We start from the raw sequence: 22,650 nt of genomic DNA, 5'->3' as shown, positions 1-22,650 counted from the left end.
GATAATGCGCAAGCTGAAGACGACGTACATTCCTGCCAGCGACATCGGCGTGCTTATCGCGACCAGCCCCGCACTGCAAGGGCTGGCGCGTCGTAATTCAAATCGGCCATGTCGCCCATGGATACGGTTCATGACGCCTTCGGACGCACACTCCACGGCAAAACAACTAGCTGTTTCTGATGAGCAGCCTTGCGGCACCACAACAACGATTAGCCACCTTTTGCCGGCCGCACACGGCCCCGAGGAATACACGATGGACGTCACCGCAACCCTGAGCCTGGGCGATCCACTGGAACCTGCACGCAAGGCCACCGCCGAGATGCTGCAGACCCGCGAGCGCACCTACTCGCTGCCCCAGCCTTTCTACACCGACGAGCGTCTGTTCCAGATCGACATGCAGGAGATCTTCCACAAGGAGTGGCTGATCGCGGGGCTGGTAAGCGAGATCCCGACAAAGGGCAACTTCCTGACCCTGCAGATCGGCAAGAACCCGATCATCGTGATCCGTGGTGCCGAGGGTAAGGTGCATGCCTTCCATAACGTCTGCCGCCACCGCGGCTCGCGTCTGTGCACCAGCGAAAAAGGCAAGGTGGCCAAGCTGGTCTGCCCTTACCACCAGTGGACCTACGAGCTGGACGGCCGCTTGCTGTTCGCCGGCACTGAAATGGGCGCCGACTTCGACATGAACCAGTATGGCCTGAAGCCGGTGAACGTGAAGGTCGCTGGCGGCTACATCTTCATCAGCCTGGCGGAAAACCCGCCCGCCATCGACGAGTTCCTGGCCACCCTGGACCACTACATGGAACCGTACGACATGGAAAACACCAAGGTGGCGGTACAAACCACCTTGATGGAAAAGGCCAATTGGAAACTGGTGCTGGAAAACAACCGCGAGTGCTACCACTGCAATGGGTCGCACCCTGAGCTGCTGAAAACCCTGCTGGAGTGGGATGACACCAACGACCCTCGCGCCGACCAGGCCTTCAAGGACCACGTAGCCGCCTCCGCCGCTGCCTGGGAAGCCGAGAAGATCCCGTACCTGCACAAGAGCCATGGCCTGCGTAACCGTATCGTGCGTATGCCGCTGCTCAAGGGGACCGTGTCGATGACCATGGATGGCAAGCAGGCGTGCAAGAAGCTGATGGGCCGCATCAAGAACCCGGACCTGGGCTCGATGCGCATCCTGCACCTGCCGCACTCCTGGAACCACTGCATGGGCGACCACATGATCGTGTTCACCGTGTGGCCGATCAGCGCCCAGGAAACCATGGTCACCACCAAGTGGTTGGTGCACAAGGATGCCGTGGAAGGCGTGGACTACGACCCTGAGCAGATGCGCAAGGTGTGGGACGCGACGAACGATCAGGACCGTCGCCTGGCCGAAGAAAACCAGCGCGGTATCAACTCCACCGCTTACCAGCCTGGCCCGTACTCGAAGACCTACGAGTTTGGCGTGGTCAACTTCATTGACTGGTATAGCCAGCGCTTGCTGAACAATCTGGGCGCGGAACCTGCGCCTTACCTGAAAGAAGTGCAGGCGCAGTAACTGCCCGGGAAATACGGATAGCGACAGATGTCGCTATCCGTACTTCTAGGATGGGGTTATGCCTCTGATACCGGCCGCTGAAGTGTTCACATTTGCGGTAGGCGGAAATTCTCGCGGCCCCAAAGCGACAGGCGTGTCCGTTTTCCATGGCTTCTCCTGAGCCTGCCCCCATGCCTCATAGCCCGTCGTTGCGAGCGACACAACGGTCAGCGCAGCCAAGGCCCATGTCTGCCAGTTGTTTTCAGGATCGGCCGTTCTCACAACACCAATGGTCAACCCCGCAACGCCAGCGACCGCACTCACGCTGGACAAAGCCCAATCCTGTCGTGTTGGCGGCATAATCGACGGTGAAAGGCTTTCCACGGCAATTCTTCGACTAGCACCCACCTGCTTGACGAAAGCTCTGAATCGTAGCGCGCTGATAAACAGACCTAGCACGTTGGTAAGGATACTCAGCACTGGCAGTAGATAATCCTCTGCCTTCTGCCCTGTGGGATCGCGGTGGTTGACCGGGTCACCAAGGCAGTACAAATAAGCATTGAGCCCGCCCTCGCCGAACGGGCTTTGCGTGTCCGGTGACTGGAAACGCATGAGCGAGGGTGTGTAGGTACGATGGCCATTTCCCAGTGGGTAATTCCCAGTCACTGGGTCCCGATACTCTCCACAAAATGCCAGCCCTGGTGCGCAGGCGGCGCTCATGACTCCATAAGGCGCATAAGCACGCGGGCCGCCGAGATGCGCACCCAGTACAGAGTGCTGCCGATCGGCATTTAGCAGGTATGTCGCCATGAGTTATTCACAAATACGAAGACCTGTGGATACGGTAATGGTTGGTTGAACATTCGCGTACTGGCAAAAATGTCAGGTAGGACCTTGATCATTATTTGACCATATCAGCCAAGGTCGCGTATTAACTGGCCTACAGCGGAGTTCATACATCTTGTCCACAGAAACACCAACAGACTTTGTGGGCAACCAATGAGCTTTTTGCGATCGCCCTGTTGATAAGTGACCCAAGGGCTTGATTTTCAGGCATCGCGTAGCATCCGGGCGGGATTGTTCAATTTTTGAACAGATCTGCCAAAGCCTTTGACTACACCGCTTACAGGTGTTGCCGAACAGATTATCCACAGACCGGCTAACAGCGATTGTGGGCAAAATCGGCAGGGTGCTGCCGTGCTTTGCATGCGAAGGCAGGGATAAGACTGATCGTTTTTTGATCAAACGCTTGGAGGCCACGTCAGACAAGGGCTGCGGCCATGCGCCAACACTTTATCCACACCTTGGCGAACAGATTTGGTGGGCAAAAGCGCTCGGATGGATGCTGAGTATTGAATGTAGGAGCGGCCTTGTGTCGCGATGGGCAGCAACGCGGCCCCAGGATCTCGACTACGAGTCAAGATTGCTGGGGCTGCTGCGCAGCCCATCGCCACACAAGGCCGCTCCTACACCGGGACCGCGTGAGGCTCTAGCGCAGCACGCCTTCTTCCACCAGCAGCTTGAGGATGGCCTCGGCGCCTTCCTGTGCAGAAACGTCCTTCAACACCTTGCCACCGCCACCACTGGCCTTGGCCGTCGCCGCCTTCATCCGGTCGGCACCGCTCTTGGCCTTGATCACCTTAAGCCGCTTGGGCCGTGGGCGGGCTGGCTGCAGTTCGGCTTCGGCCAGCAGTTCGTCCTCGACGATAGCCACGTTGCGTGCCGCCAACACACCCCGACGCGCCGGCCCGAAAGCGCTCTGGCGTGGCTTGGGCGCAGCGTTATCCACAGTCGCCAGCAGCGGCAGGCGTACCTTCAGTCGACGCCGCTGACCGCGCGGCAGCGCCTGCAATACCTGGGCGGTGCCGTTGTCGATCGACTCCACTTCAGCCAACCCCACAATCAGTGGCCAGCCGAGCTTTTCGGCCAACAGGAACGGCAACATGCCCGACCCTTCGCCAGTCTCGGCCTGGCTGCCGGTCAGCACCAGCTGTGCCCCGGCATCGCGCAGGTAATCCCCGAGCACGCCCAGCACGTCGGCACCGGCCGGCTGCTCCAGCACATCCAGATGGTCCAGGCCCATCCCCAGGTAGGCGCGCAGCGCCTCTTCCCGTGGGTCGCCGGCATGCACCACCTGCAAGTTACCCCCCGCCAGCTGCAAACCCAGCTCCACGGCGCGCGCATCCTGCTCGGCGCGGCGAGCGCGACCGGAGCTGGGGTGGGCACCGATGGAAACCAGGCTGATCACTTTCGTACTCATGCTCGTGCCCTTATGCCGCGTCGCGCTGGCCGCCGCTGCGGTAGTTGTCCACAGCCTCGATCAGTGCCTGGAGAATCGCCGAACTGTCACCAATCACCGACAGGTCGGCCCGTTTGATCATGTCGCAGCCCGGGTCCATGTTGATCGCCACCACCTTGTCGCAGGCGCCGATGCCCTGCAGGTGCTGGATCGCGCCCGAGATACCCACAGCCACGTAGACCCGCGCGGTAACCCAGGTACCGGTGGCACCCACCTGGCGGTTGCGCGGCATGAAGCCGTCGTCCACCGCCACCCGCGAGGCGCCTTCGGTGGCGCCAAGGGCCGCGGTGGCCTTGTGATACAGGTCCCAGTCCTTGACCCCGTTGCCGCCCGAGACGATGAACTCGGCTTCAGCCATGGCAATGGTGGCCGGGTCCACGGCCACCGAGCCGAGGTCTTCGATGCGCGACAGGCTGCGCGCCACGCTTGTGGACAACTCCACCGGCAGCGCTTCGTGACGGGTTTCGCTGACTGGCTCGGCGCACTCGGCCGCCGCCAGGATCAAGCGTGGTACGGCGCGTTGCAGGTCTTGCTGGCCGGCACCGGCACGGCCGATGCACTGGCCGTCTTTGACCTGCCATACCCGCGTTGCCGGGCGCTCGCCCAGTGCCGCGCCCAGGCGCCGGCCCAGTTCGCCGCCACCGGTGCGGCTGTCGGGCAGCAGCCAGTGGCGCGGGGTGAACTGGTTATCCACAGCCCGCAAGCCTTGTACCAGTTGCTCCGGTGCATAACCTTCGAAAGCCTCGCCTTCGATGACCAGCAGGCGGTCGACCCCGGCTGTGGAAAAGTTGCTTTCCTTGTGCTCGCCAAACACCACTGCCAGCACCGCACCGTCGCTGCCGGCCAGGCTGTGGGCCAGGCCGAGCAGGTCGCGGTCGTGGCTGCTCAGGCGGCCACCGACCATGTCCGGCACCACGGCGATGTAGAACGCCGGCGCCGGCACCTGGTGCAGCGGCAGCTTGACTTCGGCCGCCGCCGTGCGTCGCCCGCCCACGGCGGTGCCCTGCTGGGCGCCGCTGCGGTCGATGCGCTTGATGCCGGCCGGGCCGATGAAGCCTGCGGCAATCGCGTGGGGGTTCTTGCGGATGAGGCCGTTGGGCCCCATCCAGCTGGTCTGCTGCGTCTGCATCGCTGCATGCAGCGGGTGCAGACGGTTACGGGCGATCCACTCGGCGCGTGGGTCGCGGCGGATAATGTCGCTCATCAGTGCACCTCCGCAGGTTCACGTTTGGCCGTTTGCGGCTTTGGGGCAGAGGGCGCGTCCTCTTCGATCAGCACGTCGGCCACCAGTTCGGCCAGGTCCTTGATCTGCGGGCGCGGTTCGACCACACCTTCGAGCATGGCGGTGCACTGTGGGCAACCCACAGCTACCAGCTCGGCCTCGGTCTCGCGGATGTCGTCCATGCGCATGTCCGGGATACGCTGCTTGCCAGGGATGTCGGTGATCGGCGCACCGCCACCACCGCCGCAGCAACGGGAACGGAAGCCCGAGCGCTGCATCTCGCGCACTTCGATACCCAGGGCCTTGAGCACGGCACGCGGAGCTTCGTACTCACCGTTGTAACGACCCAGGTAGCACGGGTCGTGGTAGGTGACGCTGCCGCCCTTGTGCTGGCCGAGGTTGAGCTTGTTGGCCGCGATCAATTCGGCGATGTAGGTGCTGTGGTGCTGCACCTGGTAGTCGCCGCCCAGGGCGCCGTACTCGTTCTTCAGCACGTGGAAGCTGTGCGGGTCGCAGGTGACGATGCGCTGGAACTTGTACTTGGCCAGGGTCTGGATATTGCGTTTGGCCAATTGCTGGAAGGTCGCTTCATCACCCAGTCGGCGTGCCACGTCGCCGCTGTCGCGCTCTTCCAGGCCGAGCACGGCAAAGTCCACGCCCGACGCCTTGAGCACTTTGACGAACGAGCGCAGGGTGCGCTGGTTGCGCATGTCGAAGGCACCGTCACCGACCCAGAACAGCACCTCGGTGGTTTTCACCTCCGACAGCAGTTGCAGGTTGAGGTCGGCGGCCCAGTTCATGCGCCCGCCTGGGGCGAAGCCGCCCGGGTTATCGGTAGCGATCAGGTTGTCCAGCACTTCGGCGCCCTTGTTCGGGGTAGCGCCTTTTTCCAGGGTGAGGTGACGACGCATGTCGACGATGGCATCGACGTGCTCGATCATCATCGGGCACTCCTCGACGCAGGCACGGCAAGTGGTGCACGACCACAGCGTTTCGGCGTCGACCAGGCCATTGACGATCGGCTGGTGCGGGTGGCCGCCATGTTCACCGATCGGTTTGCCCGGGTATGGGCTGCCGGCGAACTGCGCGTCGGTGCCACCGGCCAGGCCGATGACCATGTCCTGGATGAGCTTTTTCGGGTTCAGCGGCTGGCCGGCGGCAAAGGCCGGGCACATGGCTTCGCATTTACCGCACTGCACGCAGGCGTCGAAGCCCAGCAGCTGGTTCCAGGTGAAGTCCACCGGCTTTTCCACGCCCAGCGGCGCGTTCGGGTCTTCCAGGTCCAGCGGCTTGAGGCCGGTGGAACGGCCGCCGCCAAAGCGTTCGGCGCGGCGGTGCCAGGCCAGGTGCAGGGCACCGGCGAAGGCGTGTTTCATCGGGCCGCCCCAGGTCATGCCGAAGAACAGCTCCGACACGCCCCACAGCACGCCCAGACCGAGAATGCCCACCATCACCCAGCCACCGGTGTTGGCCGGCAGGATGCCGGCAACCGGCAAGGTGGCGATGAAGAAGCTAACGGCAAACGCCAGCAAGCTCTTCGGCAGGCGCATCCACGGGCCCTTGGACAGGCGCGAAGGCGGGTTGAGGCGGCGCTTGAAGACGAAGATGGCGCCGCTGAACATGATCACCGTGGCCACCAGCAACGCGTAGCCGAGGATCTTGCTCTGCAAGCCGAAGCCGTGCACCAGGATCGCCAGCACGGCCGACAGCACGAAGCCGCCAGCGGTGGCCACGTGGGTCTTGGACATGTACTTGTCGCGCTCGACCACATGGTGCAGGTCCACCAGGTAGCGGCGCGGCATGGCCAGCAGGCCGCCGATCAGGTTGACCTTGGACGGCCGGCCACGCCGCCACATGCGCACCCGGCGCAGGGCGCCGAGCACTGCCAGGCCAAGGGCAGCGAACAGCAGGATTGGTAGAAGGGTGTTCAACATGGGAGGCTCCCACAACAGCTGGATTCTTGCGCCACTCTGAAGATGGGATTGGCCCCTTGTAGGAGCGGGTTTACCCGCGAATGCGTCAGATCAGACAACTCTGTTGCTTGTGCTGACGCTTTCGCGGGTGAACCCGCTCCCACAGGGACCGCGCCCGGTGGCGACGATTTTTCTCGATCAGAAGTCCTTGCACAGGCGCAAGGCGTCGTAGATCGCCGCATGCACGTTGCGCTGGGCCACGCAGTCGCCGATGCGGTACAGCAGGTAGCCTTCGCCCGGCTGGCTGAGGATCGGCTGTGGCTTGATGGCGAACAGCGCCTCCACGTCGATCTGGCCTTTGTTGCGCGAACCTTCCTTCAGTGCGTAGTACAGCTGCTCGTCAGGACGCACGCCGTTCTCCACCACCACCTGGTCGACCACGCGCTCTTCCTTGGCACCGGTGTATTCGTTTTCCAGCACCGCCACCAGCTTGTCGCCTTCGCGGTAGACCTTTTCCAGCATCATGTCGCCGGTCATGATCACTTCTTTCGGATACATGCTGCGGTAGTAGGTCGGGAAGGTAGTACCGCCCATGGCCACGCCTGGCTTGATATCGTCGGTGACGATCTCGACCTGGCTGCCCTTGTCGGCGATGAAGTCTGCCACCGACATGCCAGTGAACTCGCAGATGGTGTCGTACACCAGCACGTTCTTGCCCGGCGCAACCTTGCCGTCGAGCACGTCCCAGCTGCTGACTACCAGCCCTTCGGCGGCGCCCCAGTGCTCGTTCTGCTCCAGGAAGGAATGCCCACCTACCGCCAGCACGATGATGTCCGGGCGCAGGTCCTGGATGGCAGCCACGTCGGCGGCGGTGCCCAGGCGCAGGTCGACCTTCAGGCGCGCCAGCTCCAGCTGGTACCAACGGGTGATACCGGCGATCTGGTCACGCTGCGGGGCCTTGGCGGCGATGGTGATCTGCCCGCCAATCTGCTCCTTCTTCTCGAACAGGGTCACATCGTGGCCACGTTCGGCAGCCACACGGGCCGCTTCCATGCCGGCCGGGCCGGCACCAACCACCACCACCTTGCGCTTGGCGCCGGTGGTCTTCTCGATGATGTGCGGCACGCCCATGTATTCACGGGAGGTCGCGGCGTTCTGGATGCACAGCACATCCAGGCCCTGGTACTGGCGGTCGATGCAGTAGTTGGCACCGACGCACTGCTTGATCTGGTCGATCTGGCCCATCTTGATCTTGGCGATCAGGTGCGGGTCGGCCATGTGCGCACGGGTCATGCCGACCATGTCCACGTAGCCACCTTCGAGGATACGGGTAGCCTGGTTCGGGTCCTTGATGTTCTGCGCGTGCAGCACCGGTACCTTGACCACTTCCTTGATGCCGGCCGCCAGGTGCAGGAACGGCTCCGGCGGGTAGCTCATGTTCGGGATGACGTTGGCCAGGGTGTTGTGGGTGTCGCAACCCGAGCCGACCACGCCGATGAAGTCGAGCATGCCGGTGGCGTCGTAGTAGGCAGCGATCTGCTTCATGTCCTCGTGGCTGAGGCCATCGGGGTGGAATTCGTCGCCACAGATACGCATGCCCACGCAGAAGTCGTCACCGACTTCGGCGCGCACGGCCTTCAGTACTTCCAGGCCGAACTTCATGCGGCCTTCGAAGGTGCCGCCCCATTCGTCAGTACGCTTGTTGACCCGTGGGCTCCAGAACTGGTCGATCATGTGCTGGTGCACGGCCGACAGTTCCACGCCGTCCAGGCCGCCTTCCTTCGCACGGCGGGCAGCTTGCGCATAGTTGCCGATCACGCGCCAGATCTCTTCCACCTCGATGGTCTTGCAGGTGGCGCGGTGCACGGGTTCACGGATACCCGACGGCGACATCAGGGTCGGCCAGTTGAAGCCGTCCCAGCGGGAGCGACGGCCCATGTGGGTAATCTGGATCATGATCTTGGCGCCATGCTTGTGCATGGCGTCGGCCAGGTTCTGGAAGTGCGGGATGATGCGGTCGGTCGACAGGTTGACCGACGACCACCACTCCTGCGGGCTGTCGATGGCCACCACCGACGAGCCGCCGCAGATCGCCAGGCCGATACCGCCCTTGGCCTTTTCTTCGTAGTACTTCACGTAGCGGTCGGTAGTCATGCCGCCGTCAGTGGCGTAGACCTCAGCGTGCGCGGTGCTGAGCACACGGTTGCGGATGGTCAGTTTGCCGATCTGGATCGGCTGGAACATTGCTTCGAATGCCATGACGCTATCTCCGGCTTACAACGGCTTTGTAACGAACAGGCCATCTTCGTGGCCTTCTTCCGACCCGCCATAGACCTGTTCGGCCACGGTGCGGATCGAGCTGCCGCGGGCAGCGAGAATCTGGTCCATGGCGCCGGCGAACCAGCCGGTGAACATGTAATCGACCTTGCGGCCGCACTTGCCATAGACGTACACGAATGCGGAGTGCTTGAGCTTGACGCTGCAGGTGCCTTTGTCGAGGTCGATGTCCTGGATTTCGAACAGGCCCCAGCCACGCTGGCTCAGACGCTTCATGTAGTGCTCGAACACCGCCACGCCTTCCAGGCCATGGCACTCGGCCTCTTTTTCACACCAGTGCCAGGCGGACTTGTAGCCGGCCTTGTAGAGGATCTCGGCGTACTTGTCGGCGCCCAGGACTTCTTCGATGCCCATGTGGTTGTTGACGAAGAAATGGCGCGGCACATACAGCATCGGCAAGGCGTCGCTGGTCCAGACACCGGTCTCGCTGTCTACTTCGATTGGCAATTGCGGGGCGATCTTGGCCATGGAAACTCAACTCCATAAAATTTTTTATCGGGATGCCCCGGCGTTGCTGGCAGGGGCTTTCAGGCTTGGAGAGCGGCTTATTCGCCCCACACGTCCTTGAGGACGTTGACCCAGTTCTCACCCATGATCTTGCGCACCACGCGCTCGGAGTGGCCGCGCTTGAGCAAGGTTTCGGTGAGGTTGGGGAATTCGCCCACAGTGCGGATGCCCAGTGGGTTGATGATCTTGCCGAAGTTGGTCAGGCGACGGGCGTAACCCTTGTCGTGGGTCAGGTATTCGAAGAAGTCCTGGCCGTGGCCCTGGGTGAAGTCGGTACCGATACCGATGGCGTCTTCACCGACGATGTTCATGGTGTACTCGATGGCTTCGGCGTAGTCGTCGATGGTCGAGTCGATGCCCTTGGCCAGGAACGGCGCGAACATGGTCACGCCAACGAAACCGCCGTGGTCGGCGATGAACTTCAGCTCTTCGTCCGACTTGTTGCGCGGGTGCTCTTTCAGGCCCGAAGGCAGGCAGTGCGAGTAGCAGACCGGCTTTTTCGACTCGAGGATGACTTCTTCGGAGGTCTTGGAGCCCACGTGGGACAGGTCGCACATGATGCCGACGCGGTTCATTTCGGCAACGATCTCGCGACCGAAGCCCGACAGGCCGCCGTCACGCTCGTAGCAACCGGTACCGACCAGGTTCTGGGTGTTGTAGCACATCTGCACAATGCCCACGCCCAGCTGCTTGAACACGTCGACGTAGGCGATCTGGTCTTCGAAGGCGTGGGCGTTCTGGAAGCCGAAGAGGATGCCGGTCTTGCCCAGCTCCTTGGCCTTGCGGATGTCGGCGGTGGTGCGTACCGGCATCACCAGGTCGCTGTTATCGCGGATCAGCTTCTGGCTGGCGGCGATGTTGTCGACGGTAGCCTTGAAGCCTTCCCAGACCGACACCGTGCAGTTGGCCGCAGTCAGCCCGCCTTTGCGCATGTCTTCGAACAGCTCGCGGTTCCATTTGGCAATGATCAGGCCGTCGATGACGATGCTGTCGGCGTGAAGTTCGGCTGGGCTCATCAGGCTGTCCCCTTTTATTGAATGGGTTTGCGCCAAACCTTATTGCCGGCGCTTTGGGGCCAGCATATGCCTGTGCCCAAAGGCGCCCCGATGCAAAAACGACAGGGGGTTTGCCGAAAGCGTCAATGCGCGACATCGCGCCCTCTGGCGCGCCGTCTGGCGATGAGAGACAGTCTCGATAACGACATTTCCGACCGTTTCATGAACATTTCTTCAGGGAGCTATCGTCTTGTCGGCGGCTGAGCGAGAATCCAGCCGATTCGTCAGCCTGGTTGAGGAGAAAACGGATGAAATCAATGGCATGGCTGGTATTGCTGGCTGTCGTATCGGGCGCCCAGGCCGGCGAGGAAGAAAGCACCCCGTGCGACAACGTCGAGACCGACCAGCAGACATTCGCTTGCGCGGCGTTCAACAAGCAGACGGCCGAGCGTGAACTTAAGTCGGCGTATGACGACCTGATACAGCGCATTCGCGACCAGTACGCCGACGAAGGCGACAAGGCAGACGCCTTGGCCGGGCGTATGGAGGCGGCTGAGAAACTGTGGACGCAACTGCGCGATGCCGACTGCAAGGTCGAAACCTATGCCGAGAAACCGGGCAGCAAGGCGTTCGAAGCAGCGTGGAACACCTGCGTGGCACAACGCAGTGATGACCGCTCGGAGTACCTGCAGTCCATCGGCCAGCAGTAAGGGAGTTCCTCGGCAGGAAAGGCTTTCGGCTTATCTGTCTTGACGATCCGAACCAAAGTGCGTTCCCGGCGCCTCACCCGAGGTGCCGATGATGAACTCGATCGGAAACCAAGACATGACCTCTACTATCAGCAAGACCGACATGAACAGCGCCATTGCCGCCCTGAAGAAAGAAGGCGAAGAACGCGCCGTCATGGTTGCCAACACCGTCTGCATCTTTGCCCCGGATGTACCTGCCAGCGTTGCCGAAGACGTGCTCGATGGCATGCGCTTGATGAACCTGTCGGCAAACAAGAAGTTCGACAAGGAAACCCAGCAGCGCGAGTGGTACAACTTCTACAACGACGGCCTGGGCAAGTTCGGCTGGACGCTGACCGGCGCCGCCCATGTCGAGGAGGCAATCGACAAGGACACCCACACGCTGGCCACCCTGGTGCCGCAGATCGTCACCGTCCAGATCGGCGCCAGCCACCGCCTGAGCCGCTGTGTAAAACGCTCCTTCGAAGTGATCGTGCAAACACCCAAGGCGCAGCAACTGCTCGAAGAAAGCAGCGTGAGTGTTTCGGGCAAATCCAGCACCATTCAGATTTCGGCCTGCGAGATGACACCGCAGGGCCTGCCGATCATGCACATGACCAGCGTTCAGCTGAGCTATGACAAGGCCGAGAAAGCCGCAGGGTCCGCTGGCCGCATCATCGACAAGTCGAATACCCGTGTATACCGGGCCTCGCAACAGGGCTCGTTCAGTGTTCGCCACTTCGACGCCATGCGCGAAGCCGTCAGGATGAAGTTGGCCAGCCAGGCGTTCGACATCCTGGCGCTGGAACTCTGACCTGCACCTGGCGCCGCCCAGCGGCGCCAGGCTCCCCTTCCTACGCCTGCAGCGAGGACCACAAGCATGCCCACCAAACTCGCCAACCAACCCTGGGAAGACCTTCATGCCTGCCTACGCCTGGCGCAACTAGAGGCCAACCAGGCTCACGATCGCCAACAGGATGGCCAGCGCTGGTTCAGCCGTTTTCTGCAGGGCCTGGAGAACAGCGGTGTCGAACTGATCGAACGGACGACGAAAAGCATCAACTGCGTACCCACGGATGCTGTGTTTCAAGACGTCTTCAACGGCTGGATTCCAGCGCCCCAGCGTCGCAACCTCAAGTTCGAGCGGGTTGCCAACGACATACTTAATGGCTTGAAACAGCCAGACCTCGCCCTGCTGCGCAGCACTTCGGCCAGCTCGCACCTGCGCATCGAATTTGACCTGGATGACAGCGGCAGCCCGCTGGCGATCGTCTTCAACCTGTGCTGTTCGACCGACCCGGATGCCCCACGTACGCGCCTTGCCCTGCAACTGGACCACATGGGCGCGAAACTCGACGCCCGGGCTTTCGAGGCGCGACGAGTACAGGTCGAAAACCGCCTCCAGACGCTTTCTGACCTCGATCAGTTCTGATCCGGCAGCTGCGGCTTGAGCGCCTGACGTTCTTCACGCGGACAGCGCCCAAAGCGTCTTTTGTACCGGCGGGTGAAGTACGACGGCAGCTCGAAACCACATGCCACGCTGACCTGCGTGATGCTCATCTGCGTCTGACACAACAGCTGACGCGCCTTGTCCAGACGCAGGTCAAGATAGAAGCCACTGGGCGTATCATTCAGGTACAAGCGAAACAAGCGCTCCAGTTGACGCCTGGTGATCATGGCACGGGCGGCCAGCTCCAATGTGCTCAACGGTGGCTCGGTATGCTTTTCCATCTCGCCGATCACCTGCACCAGCTTGCGGTTGCTGATGCCATAGCGTGAGGCGATCTGCATCCGCTGATGATCCTGCCGCGGCCGAATACGGCCCAACACGAATTGCTCCGAAACCTGCACCGCCAGCTCGCTGCCATGGGATTGCGCAATCAGGTCTAGCATCAGGTCGATCGAGGCTGTACCGCCCGCACAGCTGATGCGCCGCCGGTCGATTTCGAACAGTTCCTGGGTGGCCTGCAGGCTCGGGTAGTTCTCCTTGAACGCCTCCAGCGCCTCCCAGTGCACGGTGGCGCGGTGGCCGTCGAGCAGGCCGGCCTCGGCCAGCACCACCGCGCCGGTATCGATGCCACCCAGAACCACCCCCTCATGGTCCAGGCGGCGTAGCGCCTGCTGCAGCGCCGGCCCATAACAGGCCAATGGCTCGAAACCGGCGACGATCAGCAGGATGCCACCAGGCTCGCCCGCCGCCAGCGCTGCATCGGCGTTCACCGACATGCCATTGCTGGCCTGCACCGCCCCGCCGTCCAGGCTCAATACCTGCCAGCGATACAACGGGCCCTTGAAGCGGTTGGCCACCCGCAGTGGTTCCAGGGCACTGATGAAACCCATGGCCGAGAACCCGGGCAACAACAGGAAGTGAATGATTTGCGGCATTGCATGCTCCACGGCAAAGGTGGTCGCCTCCGTGCAAATGTTGGTCGCCAGGGTGCGATTTTCCACCCTGACAGCAGCGTAGCTTCTTCATACGACCCAGAGAGGTCGAACCCCAATAACAATATGCACTGCCGATGGAGAGCCACCATGCACAGCTTGATCCGCCGCAGCCTGTTGACCCTTGCCCTGAGCAGCATCGCCACTTCCCCACTATTCGCCGCCGAGCCCGCGGCTTGCAAGAACGTCCGTCTGGGCGTGGTCAACTGGACCGACGTCATCGCCACCAGCGCCATGGCGCAGGTGCTGCTCGATGGCCTTGGCTACCAGACCAAGCAGACCAGCGCTTCACAGCAGATCATCTTCGCCGGCATCCGCGACAAGCGCCTGGACATGTTCCTGGGTTACTGGAACCCTATCATGACCCAGACCATCACCCCGTTCGTCGACGCCAAGCAGGTCAAGGTGCTCGACAAGCCGAGCCTGGAAGACGCCCGCGCCACCCTGGCGGTGCCCAAGTACCTGGCCGACAAGGGCCTGAAGACCTTCGCCGACATCCACAAGTTCGAGAAGGAACTGGGTGGGAAAATCTACGGCATCGAACCGGGTTCCGGCGCCAACACCCAGATCAAGGCGATGATCGCCAAGAACCAGTTCGGCCTGGGCAAGTTCCAGCTGGTCGAGTCCAGCGAGGCCGGCATGCTCGCCGCCGTCGACCGCGCGGTGCGGCGCAACGAAGCCGTGGTGTTCTTTGGCTGGGCACCGCACCCGATGAACGTGAATATCGACATGGTCTACCTGGGCGACAGCCAGGACGCCCTGGGCCCTGACGAAGGCCGCGCGACAGTGTGGACGGTGACCGCGCCGGACTACGCCGAACGCTGCCCCAACGCCCACCGCCTGCTGGCCAACCTGAACTTCAGCGCCGAGGACGAGAGCCGCATGATGCAGCCACTGCTCGACCACAAGGATGCGCTGGAGTCGGCCCGCCAGTGGCTCAAGGACCACCCCGAGGACAAGGCCCGCTGGCTGGAGGGTGTGACCACCTTCGATGGCAAGCCGGCTGCCGACAACCTAAACCTCACTGCCAACTGATCCGGCCCATTCGCGGGTAAACCCGCTCCCACAAGTCATGCACATGCCAGGGGCAACATCGTCCCCTGTGGGAGCGGGTTTACCCGCGAAAAGGCCACCAGACACCACAAGGAACCCCGCCATGAACCACGACGTCATCATCACCTGCGCCCTCACCGGCGCCGGCGACACCGCCTCGAAAAGCCACCTTGTTCCAGTCACCCCCAAGCAGATCGCCGAGTCTGCCGTAGAGGCCGCCAAAGCCGGCGCCACCGTGGTCCACTGCCACGTGCGCGACCCGCAAACCGGTCGCTTCAGCCGTGACGTGGCGCTGTATCGCGAAGTCATGGAGCGCATCCGCGAAGCCGACGTGGACATCATCGTCAACCTTACCGCGGGCATGGGTGGCGACCTGGAAATCGGCCCGGGTGAAACACCACTGGAGTTCGGCGCGGGTACCGACCTGATCGGCCCACTGGAGCGTCTGGCCCATGTCGAAGCGCTGCTGCCGGAAATCTGCACCCTCGACTGCGGCACTCTCAACTTCGGCGACGGCAACTCGATCTACGTCTCCACCCCGGCACAACTACGCGCCGGCGCCAAGCGCATTACCGAGCTGGGGGTAAAAGCCGAGCTGGAAATCTTCGACACCGGCCACCTGTGGTTCGCCAAGCAGATGATGAAGGAAGGCCTGCTCGAAGACCCGCTGTTCCAGCTGTGCCTGGGTATCCCGTGGGGCGCTCCGGCCGATACCACCACCATGAAGGCGATGGTCGACAACTTGCCGCCAAACGTCACCTGGGCCGGGTTCGGTATCGGTCGCATGCAGATGCCGATGGCCGCACAGGCGGTGCTGCTGGGCGGCAACGTGCGGGTGGGCCTGGAGGACAACCTTTACCTGGACCGTGGCGTGCTGGCCAGCAACGGCCAGTTGGTCGAGCGCGCGGTGGAAATCATTTCGCGCCTTGGCGCACGTGTGCTGACCCCGGCCGAAGGCCGGGAAAAGATGAACCTCAAACGCCGCTGACACTTTCAGGAGCCCAACATGACCTTCATCACCGAGATCAAGACCTTCGCCGCGCTGGGTAGTGGCGTGATCGGCAGCGGCTGGGTCGCGCGCGCCCTGGCCCACGGGCTGGACGTGGTCGCCTGGGACCCGGCGCCAGGCGCCGAGCAGGCCTTGCGCAAGCGCATCGCCAACGCCTGGCCGGCACTGGAAAAACAAGGCCTGGCACCAGGCGCATCACAAGACCGCCTGAAGTTCGTCGCCACCATCGAGGAATGTGTCCGCGACGCCGATTTCATCCAGGAAAGCGCCCCTGAGCGCCTGGACCTGAAGCTCGACCTGCACGCAAAGATCAGCGCCGCCGCCAAACCCGACGCGATCATCGGTTCCAGCACCTCGGGCCTGCTGCCCAGCGAGTTCTACGAGTCGGCCACCCACCCCGAGCGCTGCGTGGTCGGCCACCCGTTCAATCCGGTGTACCTGCTGCCGCTGGTGGAAATCGTCGGAGGCAACCGCACCGCCCCCGAAGCCATCGAAGCGGCCCGGACCATCTACACCGCCCTGGGCATGCGCCCGCTACACGTACGCAAGGAAGTGCCCGGGTTCATCGCCGACCGCCTGCTCGAAGCGCTGTGGCGCGAAGCACTGCACTTGGTCAACGACGGCGTGGCCAGTACCGGCGAGATCGACGATGCCATCCGTTTCGGTGCCGGCTTGCGCTGGTCGTTCATGGGCACGTTCCTCACCTACACCCTGGCCGGTGGTGATGCGGGCATGCGTCACTTCATGGCCCAGTTCGGCCCGGCGTTGAAACTGCCCTGGACCTACCTGCCGGCGCCGGAACTCACCGACAAGTTGATCGACGATGTGGTCGAAGGGACATCCGTGCAACTGGCGGATCGCAGCATCGCCGCGCTGGAGCGCTATCGTGATGACACCCTGTTGGCAGTGCTGGAAGCGGTAAAGACCAGCAAGGCCAGCCACGGTATGGCTTTCGGCGACTGAGGAGACCGCGATGCCCGCACTGATCACCTACCGCACCCCGGTCCAGGAGGACTGGGTCGACTACAACGGGCACCTGCGCGATGCCTACTACCTGCTGATCTTCAGCTACGCCACCGACGCGCTGATGGAGCGCATCGGCCTGGATGCCGACAGCCGCGGCCAGAGCGGTAACTCGCTGTTCACCCTGGAGGCGCACATCAACTATCTGCACGAAGTGAAGCTGGGCACCGAGGTATGGGTGCAGACGCAGATCATCGGCTTTGATCGCAAGCGCCTGCATGCGTACCACAGCCTGCACCGGGCAGGGTTCGCCGAAGCGCTGGCGGCCAGTGAGCAGATGCTGCTGCATGTGGACCTGGCGGGGCCGAAGTCGGCTCCGTTCAGTGAGCGTAGTGTCGAGTTGCTGCAAGGGTTGGTGGATGAGCAGCAGGATGTGCCCCCGGCTGAGTTCGTCGGACGGGTGATGGGTTTGAACACCCGATCCTGAACAAAACTGCGTACCCTGTGGGAGCGGGTTCACCCGCGAATGCGATGGTGAAGCTACCGACGCATTCGCGGGTGAACCCGCTCCCACAGAGGCATGCATGCCTGCAAGTACTGAGCAAGACATTGTGCCAACAGCGGTGGAGGTGTTGCTCCGGGCAAAAAATAACCCCGGAAAGCCGTGAGCATCCGGGGCCAAGAGCGAGCAACATCCACTGTACACGAACGAGGGTGACCAAACCCTCCGTTGCGGCAGATGGCTTGAGTTTGCGCACTTCCCGAACACTGGATTTAGCCGTAAACGACCTGTTCTTAGCCAAAGCAGCCATGGCGCCATTCTGTTGTTGCGGGCATGTCGCCGGCGTCACAGAATCGGTCGTAAATCACAGCAGCACTCTCTTAGCGATAAAAGGGACAACAGCCATGATGCATGCGGATTTGATTGACCAGGACGATCTGGCAGGCCACCTGCGCGCGCGCGGGTTCGAGATTCCGGCCGGCGCTACTGCCGAGCAGGCGTGCGAAGCGGTGGTGCGTGGGCTGACCGAGCCCAATGCACGGGCGCTGAAGGGGATGGTGGAGCAGATGTATACCGGTAGTGCGACGATCCTGCCGGCGGTGCGCCAGGCCATCGACAAACAGCTGTTGCCGGCGTTGGCGCAGTTCAACAAGCGCGGCTGATTCGTTTTCCTGTACTGGCCTCTTCGCGGGTAAACCCGCTCCCACAGGTACTGCACTGAATTCAAAAGCAGTGCAGTACCTGTGGGAGCGGGTTTACCCGCGAAGAGGCCAGTGCTGTTTCAGAGCCTTACACTGGCAAAGGTCGACTCGTTGCGCGCCTGGCTCAGGGCCGCCATCGGCCCGCTGTGCGGCGACAGGGTCATGGCCTGCGGGATCGGCATCATCGCCACCTGCTGCGCGGTGTTGGAGCCCACGCGCTCGTCACGCGGCGGAATGCCGAAGTACTCGCGATAGCACTTGGAGAAGTGCGGGGTAGACACGAAGCCGCACACCGACGCCACTTCGATGATCGACATCGGCGTCTGCTTCAGCAGCTGCCGGGCGCGGATCAGGCGCAGCTTCAGGTAGTAACGCGACGGCGAACAGTGCAGGTACTTCTGGAACAGGCGCTCGAGCTGCCGGCGCGATACCGACACGTATACCGCCAGTTCGTCCAGGTCGATCGGCTCTTCGAGGTTGGCCTCCATCAGCGCAACGATTTCCTGCAGCTTCGGCTGGTTGGTGCCAAGCATGTGCTTGAGCGGCACGCGCTGGTGATCCTGCTCGTTGCGGATGCGCTCATAGACGAACATTTCGGAGATCGCCGCCGACAGTTCACGGCCGTGGTCGCGGCTGATCAGGTGCAGCATCATGTCCAGCGGCGCAGTACCGCCGGAGCTGGTGAAGCGGTTACGGTCGAGGGTGAACAGGCGGGTGCTCATGTTGACGCGCGGGAAAGCCTCTTGCATCGCGGCCAGGCACTCCCAGTGCACACTGCAATCGAAACCATCCAGCAACCCGGCACAGGCCAAGGCCCAGCTGCCGGTGCATACCGCGCCCAGGCGGCGCGACTGGCGGGCCTGGGTTTGCAACCAGGTGACATGCTCGCGGGTGACACTGCGCTGGATGCCCACGCCGCCGCAAACAATCACGGTATCGATGGGAGGCGCACTGTGCATCGCGGCGTCAGGGGTTATCTGCAAGCCATCGCTGGCCCACACCTGTCCACCATCGGCGGTGAGGGTGTGCCAGCGGTACAGCTCGCGGCCGGACAGCTGGTTGGCCATGCGCAGCGGCTCGACGGCCGACGCCAGGGAAATCAGGGTGAAATTGTCCAATAGGAGAAACCCGATGGACTGGGGGGCTGTGCGGTTCTGGGTTGGGTTCCCGGAGGTGTACGACGTCATCGCGATTTCTCCTCACACAAATGCAGGGGGTGCCTCAGGCGAGCACTGATTTCTTGTTATGTATGGCCCCGGTTTCATGTGTGGGGGCCTTGGTACCAATCTCTACGCAAACGCCGTGCCTGAAGTTGAACGGCCATCCAAAAAAACCTGAAAACGACGCCTTTGTTAGGCAAATCAGGTGCTTTGATCGAGTTGGTCAATCATCGTAGAACGGGCGTGCTAGGCGGTGTGCGTGGAATGGCTGAGCAATTTGGTGACACGCGCAGTGTAGGATGCCCAGAAACGACACTCTTGAGTGTCACCGACAATGCCCGCACTGATTACGACACCCGACGATTGGTATGCGTCGCACTGCACCATAAGGATGCATTGGGGGGCTGTGCTGCACCTGCGTCAAACTCAAGGGCCTCTTCACGGTTTCACCCGCGAAGAGGCCCTTGAGGTCCGGTCAAGCTATCAGCACTCGATCGCGCTGACCGCCAAACCACCGCGCGAAGTCTCTTTATACTTGTCGTGCATGTCGGCCCCGGTATCGCGCATGGTGCGGATCACCTGGTCGAGGGAAATGAAGTGCTCGCCGTCACCACGCAGGGCCATCTGCACAGCGTTGATGGCCTTGACCGCGGCAATCGCGTTGCGCTCGATGCACGGAACCTGCACCAACCCACCGACCGGGTCGCAGGTCAGGCCCAGGTTGTGCTCCAGGGCGATCTCGGCAGCGTTCTCCACCTGTGGCGGGGTCGCGCCCAGCACTTCGGCAAGCCCCGCCGCTGCCATGGCGCAAGCCGAACCGACTTCCCCTTGGCAACCCACTTCGGCACCAGAGATCGAGGCGTTCTTCTTGCACAGGATGCCCACCGCGGCAGCACCGAGGAAGAAGTCGACCACGCTGGACTCGTCCACCGCATCGCTGAAGCGCATGTAGTAGTGCAACACCGCCGGGATGATGCCCGCCGCACCGTTGGTCGGTGCGGTAACCATACGCCCGCCGGCAGCGTTTTCTTCATTGACCGCCAAGGCGAACAGGTTGACCCACTCCATGGCGCTCATGGTCGAGCCGATCACGTTGGGTTTGCCGATTTCCTGCAGGCTGCGGTGCAGCTTGGCGGCGCGGCGGCGCACGTTCAATCCGCCGGGCAGCGTGCCTTCGTACTTGAGGCCGTTGTTGACGCATTCCTGCATGGCTTCCCAGAGCTTGTGCAGGCCGGCGCGGATCTCTTCCTCGCTGCGCCAGACCTTCTCGTTGGCCATCATCAATTGCGACACGCTGAGGTCGTTTTGCTTGCACAGGCGCAGCAGTTCGGCAGCGCTATTGAAATCGTAAGGCAGCACCGTCTGGTCAGCATCCAGCACGCCGCTGGCGGCCTGGGCGGCATCGACCACGAAGCCGCCACCCACCGAGTAGTAGGTGTCGCGGTGCAGCTCGCCCTGTTCGCCTTCGGCAACCAGGGTCATGGCGTTGGGGTGGTACGGCAAATTCTCGTCCAGCAACAGCATGTCGCGGGCCCAGACGAATTCGATGGGCAGGCGGCTGTCCAGCTGCAGGGTGTTGGTTTCGCGCAGGTCGGCTATACGCGGCACGATCTGGGTCGGGTCGATGGCGTCAGGCCATTCACCCATCAAGCCCATGATGGTGGCATTGTCGGTGCCGTGCCCCACACCTGTGGCCGACAGCGAGCCATACAGGCGCACTTCGATCCGCTTCACACGTTCCAGCTCGCCGCGTTCGCGCAGGCCCTGGACGAACAGGGCGCCAGCACGCATGGGGCCTACGGTGTGGGAGCTGGAGGGCCCGACACCGATCTTGAACAGGTCGAACACGCTGATGGCCATTGTCGAATCACCTCTTGCTGGGCTTGTCTCTGCGCGCCATGCGCAGGGCGGGGCAACTGCTAGGCTGAAGCAGCGGGCCGCCTTGAATGCACGCATCATCGGGCTTTTACCAACCCCCTCGCCGTCTGCAACCGACGTACTTTTGTCCAGCAGCGCCGCGCTGTTTTCAACCGGGGAGCTGCCCTTGCCACGCCGCTTTACGGCGGCCTGGTGACGTAAAAATGCGGCTGAGGGGGTGGAAAAATCCATAAACGACATCGCCCATACTGGATACGACCCGTTCCGTACTGGTTACGACCCCACCAGTAGGCGATTGCCCGGCGCTGGAGGATTATCGAAAGCGACTCGTAAAGCACGGCCACGCATCCTGCCCTCTGCAGGCCTGGTCGACCGGACCCTGAGAAAGCCCGGCGACCCACGCGAACCCGAAGACAAAATCACAGGAGTCCATCCATGAAAGGTTCACCCTCGCTGTTGCTGGTTGCGTTGCTGTCCGCGCCTTTGCTGGCCCAGGCCGCCGAACCCGAGCAATGCCAGACGGTACGGTTCTCGGATGTCGGCTGGACCGACATCACGGTCACTACCGCGACCACCAGCGTTGTGCTCGAAGCACTGGGTTACAAGACCCACACCACCATGATCTCGGTACCGGTGACCTACAAGTCGCTGGCCACCGGCAAGGACCTGGACGTGTTTCTCGGCAACTGGATGCCGACCATGGAGAACGACATCAAGCAGTATCGCGACGCCGGCACCGTGGAAACCGTGCGCGCCAACCTGGAAAACGCCAAGTACACCCTGGCAGTGCCCCAGGCGCTGTATGACAAGGGCCTGAAGGATTTCAGCGACATTCCCAAGTTCAAGCAGGAACTGGACGGCAAGATCTACGGCATCGAGCCCGGCAACGATGGCAACCGCACCATCCAGAGCATGATCGACAAGAACGCCTTCGGCCTGAAGGACGCCGGATTCAAGATCGTTCAGTCCAGCGAGGCCGGCATGCTGTCGCAGGTCGACCGCGCGCAGAAACGCGGCGAGGCCATCGTGTTCCTCGGCTGGGAACCGCACCCGATGAACACCCGCTTCAAGATGCAGTACTTGACCGGCGGAGACGAATTCTTCGGCCCCGACTTCGGCAAGGCGACCGTATTGACCAACACCCGCAAGGGCTATGTGCAGGAATGCAGCAACGTTGGCCAGCTGTTGAAGAACCTGTCGTTCGAGCTCAAGGATGAAAGCACCATGATGGGCTATGTCCTGGACGACAAGATGAAACCCGAGGCGGCTGCCAAGAAGTGGCTCAAGGACAACCCTGGCAAACTGGATGCCTGGCTGGCCGGCGTAACCACCGTGGATGGCAAACCCGGCCTTGAGGCGGCCAAGGCCAAGCTGACGCAATAACGAAATACGCAATAGCGCTACCTCGGGGCAGGA

General features: G+C 62.3%; 20 protein-coding genes. 10 read left to right on the top strand and 10 right to left on the bottom strand.

The features are described 5' to 3' along the window. The first annotated feature begins 253 nt into the window (after window positions 1-253). A complete protein-coding gene (gbcA, locus tag RR51_RS08480; RefSeq protein WP_015268653.1) occupies window positions 254-1,546 on the top strand; it encodes a glycine-betaine demethylase subunit GbcA in 1,293 nt (430 codons plus the stop codon). A 45-nt stretch (window positions 1,547-1,591) separates the two neighbouring features. Here the strand turns inward: gbcA and RR51_RS29005 are convergent, their stop codons facing one another. The 7 genes from RR51_RS29005 to RR51_RS08450 form a co-directional block, all read right to left on the bottom strand. Then, window positions 1,592-2,335 (bottom strand): RHS repeat-associated core domain-containing protein, encoded by a 744-nt coding sequence (locus RR51_RS29005; RefSeq protein ID WP_082044666.1) that lies wholly within the window; start codon window positions 2,333-2,335, stop codon window positions 1,592-1,594. A gap of 679 nt (window positions 2,336-3,014) precedes the next feature. After that, a complete protein-coding gene (gene etfB, locus RR51_RS08475) occupies window positions 3,015-3,785 on the bottom strand; it encodes an electron transfer flavoprotein subunit beta (RefSeq protein WP_039613191.1) in 771 nt (256 codons plus the stop codon). 10 nt (window positions 3,786-3,795) lie between these two features. Then, a complete protein-coding gene (gene etfA, locus RR51_RS08470; protein ID WP_039613190.1) occupies window positions 3,796-5,028 on the bottom strand; it encodes an electron transfer flavoprotein subunit alpha in 1,233 nt (410 codons plus the stop codon). Continuing rightward, window positions 5,028-6,980, bottom strand: a complete 1,953-nt coding sequence (gene dgcB / locus RR51_RS08465) for a dimethylglycine demethylation protein DgcB (RefSeq protein WP_013970509.1) — start codon at window positions 6,978-6,980, stop codon at window positions 5,028-5,030. The genes etfA and dgcB overlap by 1 nt, the downstream gene beginning before the upstream one ends. Before the next feature lie 177 nt (window positions 6,981-7,157). Then, complete coding sequence (gene dgcA, locus RR51_RS08460) at window positions 7,158-9,218, bottom strand: dimethylglycine demethylation protein DgcA (protein WP_013970508.1); 2,061 nt, start codon at window positions 9,216-9,218, stop codon at window positions 7,158-7,160. A 15-nt stretch (window positions 9,219-9,233) separates the two neighbouring features. Beyond that, window positions 9,234-9,764: a DUF5943 domain-containing protein gene (locus RR51_RS08455; RefSeq protein WP_013970507.1), complete on the bottom strand. Its 531-nt coding sequence runs from the start codon at window positions 9,762-9,764 to the stop codon at window positions 9,234-9,236. Window positions 9,765-9,841: 77 nt separating this feature from the next. After that, on the bottom strand, window positions 9,842-10,819 hold the full coding sequence (locus tag RR51_RS08450; RefSeq protein WP_003257506.1) for a dipeptidase: 978 nt from the start codon (window positions 10,817-10,819) through the stop codon (window positions 9,842-9,844). 287 nt (window positions 10,820-11,106) lie between these two features. On the opposite strand from RR51_RS08450, the gene RR51_RS08445 reads away from it, so the two are divergent. From RR51_RS08445 to RR51_RS08435, 3 genes are all read left to right on the top strand, one after another. Beyond that, complete coding sequence (locus tag RR51_RS08445; protein ID WP_003257504.1) at window positions 11,107-11,508, top strand: lysozyme inhibitor LprI family protein; 402 nt, start codon at window positions 11,107-11,109, stop codon at window positions 11,506-11,508. Window positions 11,509-11,623: 115 nt separating this feature from the next. After that, window positions 11,624-12,340: a hypothetical protein gene (locus tag RR51_RS08440; protein ID WP_230397048.1), complete on the top strand. Its 717-nt coding sequence runs from the start codon at window positions 11,624-11,626 to the stop codon at window positions 12,338-12,340. Window positions 12,341-12,406: 66 nt separating this feature from the next. After that, the gene (locus RR51_RS08435) at window positions 12,407-12,958 is read left to right on the top strand and encodes a hypothetical protein (RefSeq protein ID WP_039613189.1); all 552 of its coding nucleotides are present in this window, start codon (window positions 12,407-12,409) and stop codon (window positions 12,956-12,958) included. On the opposite strand, the gene RR51_RS08430 is transcribed toward RR51_RS08435, so the two are convergent. After that, window positions 12,949-13,911, bottom strand: a complete 963-nt coding sequence (locus tag RR51_RS08430) for a GlxA family transcriptional regulator (protein ID WP_039613188.1) — start codon at window positions 13,909-13,911, stop codon at window positions 12,949-12,951. The two genes, RR51_RS08435 and RR51_RS08430, sit on opposite strands and share 10 nt — an antisense overlap. A gap of 147 nt (window positions 13,912-14,058) precedes the next feature. Here RR51_RS08430 and choX point away from each other — a divergent pair, with 147 nt between their 5' ends. From choX to RR51_RS08405, 5 genes are all read left to right on the top strand, one after another. Then, window positions 14,059-15,003, top strand: a complete 945-nt coding sequence (choX, locus tag RR51_RS08425; RefSeq protein WP_013970502.1) for a choline ABC transporter substrate-binding protein — start codon at window positions 14,059-14,061, stop codon at window positions 15,001-15,003. 121 nt (window positions 15,004-15,124) lie between these two features. Further along, the gene (locus tag RR51_RS08420) at window positions 15,125-16,009 is read left to right on the top strand and encodes a 3-keto-5-aminohexanoate cleavage protein (RefSeq protein ID WP_024088001.1); all 885 of its coding nucleotides are present in this window, start codon (window positions 15,125-15,127) and stop codon (window positions 16,007-16,009) included. 18 nt (window positions 16,010-16,027) lie between these two features. After that, on the top strand, window positions 16,028-16,993 hold the full coding sequence (locus RR51_RS08415; protein ID WP_013970500.1) for an L-carnitine dehydrogenase: 966 nt from the start codon (window positions 16,028-16,030) through the stop codon (window positions 16,991-16,993). A 10-nt stretch (window positions 16,994-17,003) separates the two neighbouring features. Next, window positions 17,004-17,480 carry a thioesterase family protein gene (locus RR51_RS08410; protein WP_039613187.1) on the top strand — a complete coding sequence of 159 codons (477 nt, stop codon included), beginning with the start codon at window positions 17,004-17,006 and terminating at the stop codon, window positions 17,478-17,480. Between the two features lie 419 nt (window positions 17,481-17,899). After that, window positions 17,900-18,157, top strand: a complete 258-nt coding sequence (locus RR51_RS08405; RefSeq protein ID WP_003257487.1) for a hypothetical protein — start codon at window positions 17,900-17,902, stop codon at window positions 18,155-18,157. 119 nt (window positions 18,158-18,276) lie between these two features. Here RR51_RS08405 and RR51_RS08400 read toward each other — a convergent pair whose 3' ends face one another. Together RR51_RS08400 and RR51_RS08395 are read right to left on the bottom strand one after the other, a co-directional pair. Beyond that, a complete protein-coding gene (locus tag RR51_RS08400; protein ID WP_015268639.1) occupies window positions 18,277-19,383 on the bottom strand; it encodes a GlxA family transcriptional regulator in 1,107 nt (368 codons plus the stop codon). Window positions 19,384-19,839: 456 nt separating this feature from the next. Next, entirely contained in the window at window positions 19,840-21,216 is a 1,377-nt protein-coding gene (locus tag RR51_RS08395) for an L-serine ammonia-lyase (protein ID WP_039613186.1), read from the bottom strand. A 453-nt stretch (window positions 21,217-21,669) separates the two neighbouring features. On the opposite strand from RR51_RS08395, the gene RR51_RS08390 reads away from it, so the two are divergent. Further along, complete coding sequence (locus tag RR51_RS08390; RefSeq protein WP_003257486.1) at window positions 21,670-22,617, top strand: choline ABC transporter substrate-binding protein; 948 nt, start codon at window positions 21,670-21,672, stop codon at window positions 22,615-22,617. The last annotated feature ends 33 nt before the right edge of the window (window positions 22,618-22,650 follow it).

Source organism: Pseudomonas sp. C5pp (genome assembly GCF_000814065.1).
GTDB lineage: Bacteria > Pseudomonadota > Gammaproteobacteria > Pseudomonadales > Pseudomonadaceae > Aquipseudomonas > Aquipseudomonas asiatica.
This window is presented reverse-complemented; position numbering and strand designations above follow the sequence as displayed.

Bases quoted from the DNA above. Each gene is read 5' to 3' on its own strand.
- dgcB (WP_013970509.1), bottom strand. From the start codon at position 6,980: ATGTTGAACACCCTTCTACCAATCCTGCTGTTCGCTGCCCTTGGCCTG.
- etfA (WP_039613190.1), bottom strand. From the start codon at position 5,028: ATGAGCGACATTATCCGCCGCGACCCACGCGCCGAGTGGATCGCCCGT.
- dgcA (WP_013970508.1), bottom strand. From the start codon at position 9,218: ATGGCATTCGAAGCAATGTTCCAGCCGATCCAGATCGGCAAACTGACC.
- RR51_RS08395 (WP_039613186.1), bottom strand. From the start codon at position 21,216: ATGGCCATCAGCGTGTTCGACCTGTTCAAGATCGGTGTCGGGCCCTCC.
- RR51_RS08430 (WP_039613188.1), bottom strand. From the start codon at position 13,911: ATGCCGCAAATCATTCACTTCCTGTTGTTGCCCGGGTTCTCGGCCATG.
- RR51_RS08445 (WP_003257504.1), top strand. From the start codon at position 11,107: ATGAAATCAATGGCATGGCTGGTATTGCTGGCTGTCGTATCGGGCGCC.
- etfB (WP_039613191.1), bottom strand. From the start codon at position 3,785: ATGAGTACGAAAGTGATCAGCCTGGTTTCCATCGGTGCCCACCCCAGC.
- RR51_RS08420 (WP_024088001.1), top strand. From the start codon at position 15,125: ATGAACCACGACGTCATCATCACCTGCGCCCTCACCGGCGCCGGCGAC.
- gbcA (WP_015268653.1), top strand. From the start codon at position 254: ATGGACGTCACCGCAACCCTGAGCCTGGGCGATCCACTGGAACCTGCA.
- RR51_RS08450 (WP_003257506.1), bottom strand. From the start codon at position 10,819: ATGAGCCCAGCCGAACTTCACGCCGACAGCATCGTCATCGACGGCCTG.
- RR51_RS08410 (WP_039613187.1), top strand. From the start codon at position 17,004: ATGCCCGCACTGATCACCTACCGCACCCCGGTCCAGGAGGACTGGGTC.
- RR51_RS08390 (WP_003257486.1), top strand. From the start codon at position 21,670: ATGAAAGGTTCACCCTCGCTGTTGCTGGTTGCGTTGCTGTCCGCGCCT.
- RR51_RS08400 (WP_015268639.1), bottom strand. From the start codon at position 19,383: ATGACGTCGTACACCTCCGGGAACCCAACCCAGAACCGCACAGCCCCC.
- RR51_RS29005 (WP_082044666.1), bottom strand. From the start codon at position 2,335: ATGGCGACATACCTGCTAAATGCCGATCGGCAGCACTCTGTACTGGGT.
- RR51_RS08415 (WP_013970500.1), top strand. From the start codon at position 16,028: ATGACCTTCATCACCGAGATCAAGACCTTCGCCGCGCTGGGTAGTGGC.
- RR51_RS08455 (WP_013970507.1), bottom strand. From the start codon at position 9,764: ATGGCCAAGATCGCCCCGCAATTGCCAATCGAAGTAGACAGCGAGACC.
- choX (WP_013970502.1), top strand. From the start codon at position 14,059: ATGCACAGCTTGATCCGCCGCAGCCTGTTGACCCTTGCCCTGAGCAGC.
- RR51_RS08405 (WP_003257487.1), top strand. From the start codon at position 17,900: ATGATGCATGCGGATTTGATTGACCAGGACGATCTGGCAGGCCACCTG.
- RR51_RS08435 (WP_039613189.1), top strand. From the start codon at position 12,407: ATGCCCACCAAACTCGCCAACCAACCCTGGGAAGACCTTCATGCCTGC.
- RR51_RS08440 (WP_230397048.1), top strand. From the start codon at position 11,624: ATGACCTCTACTATCAGCAAGACCGACATGAACAGCGCCATTGCCGCC.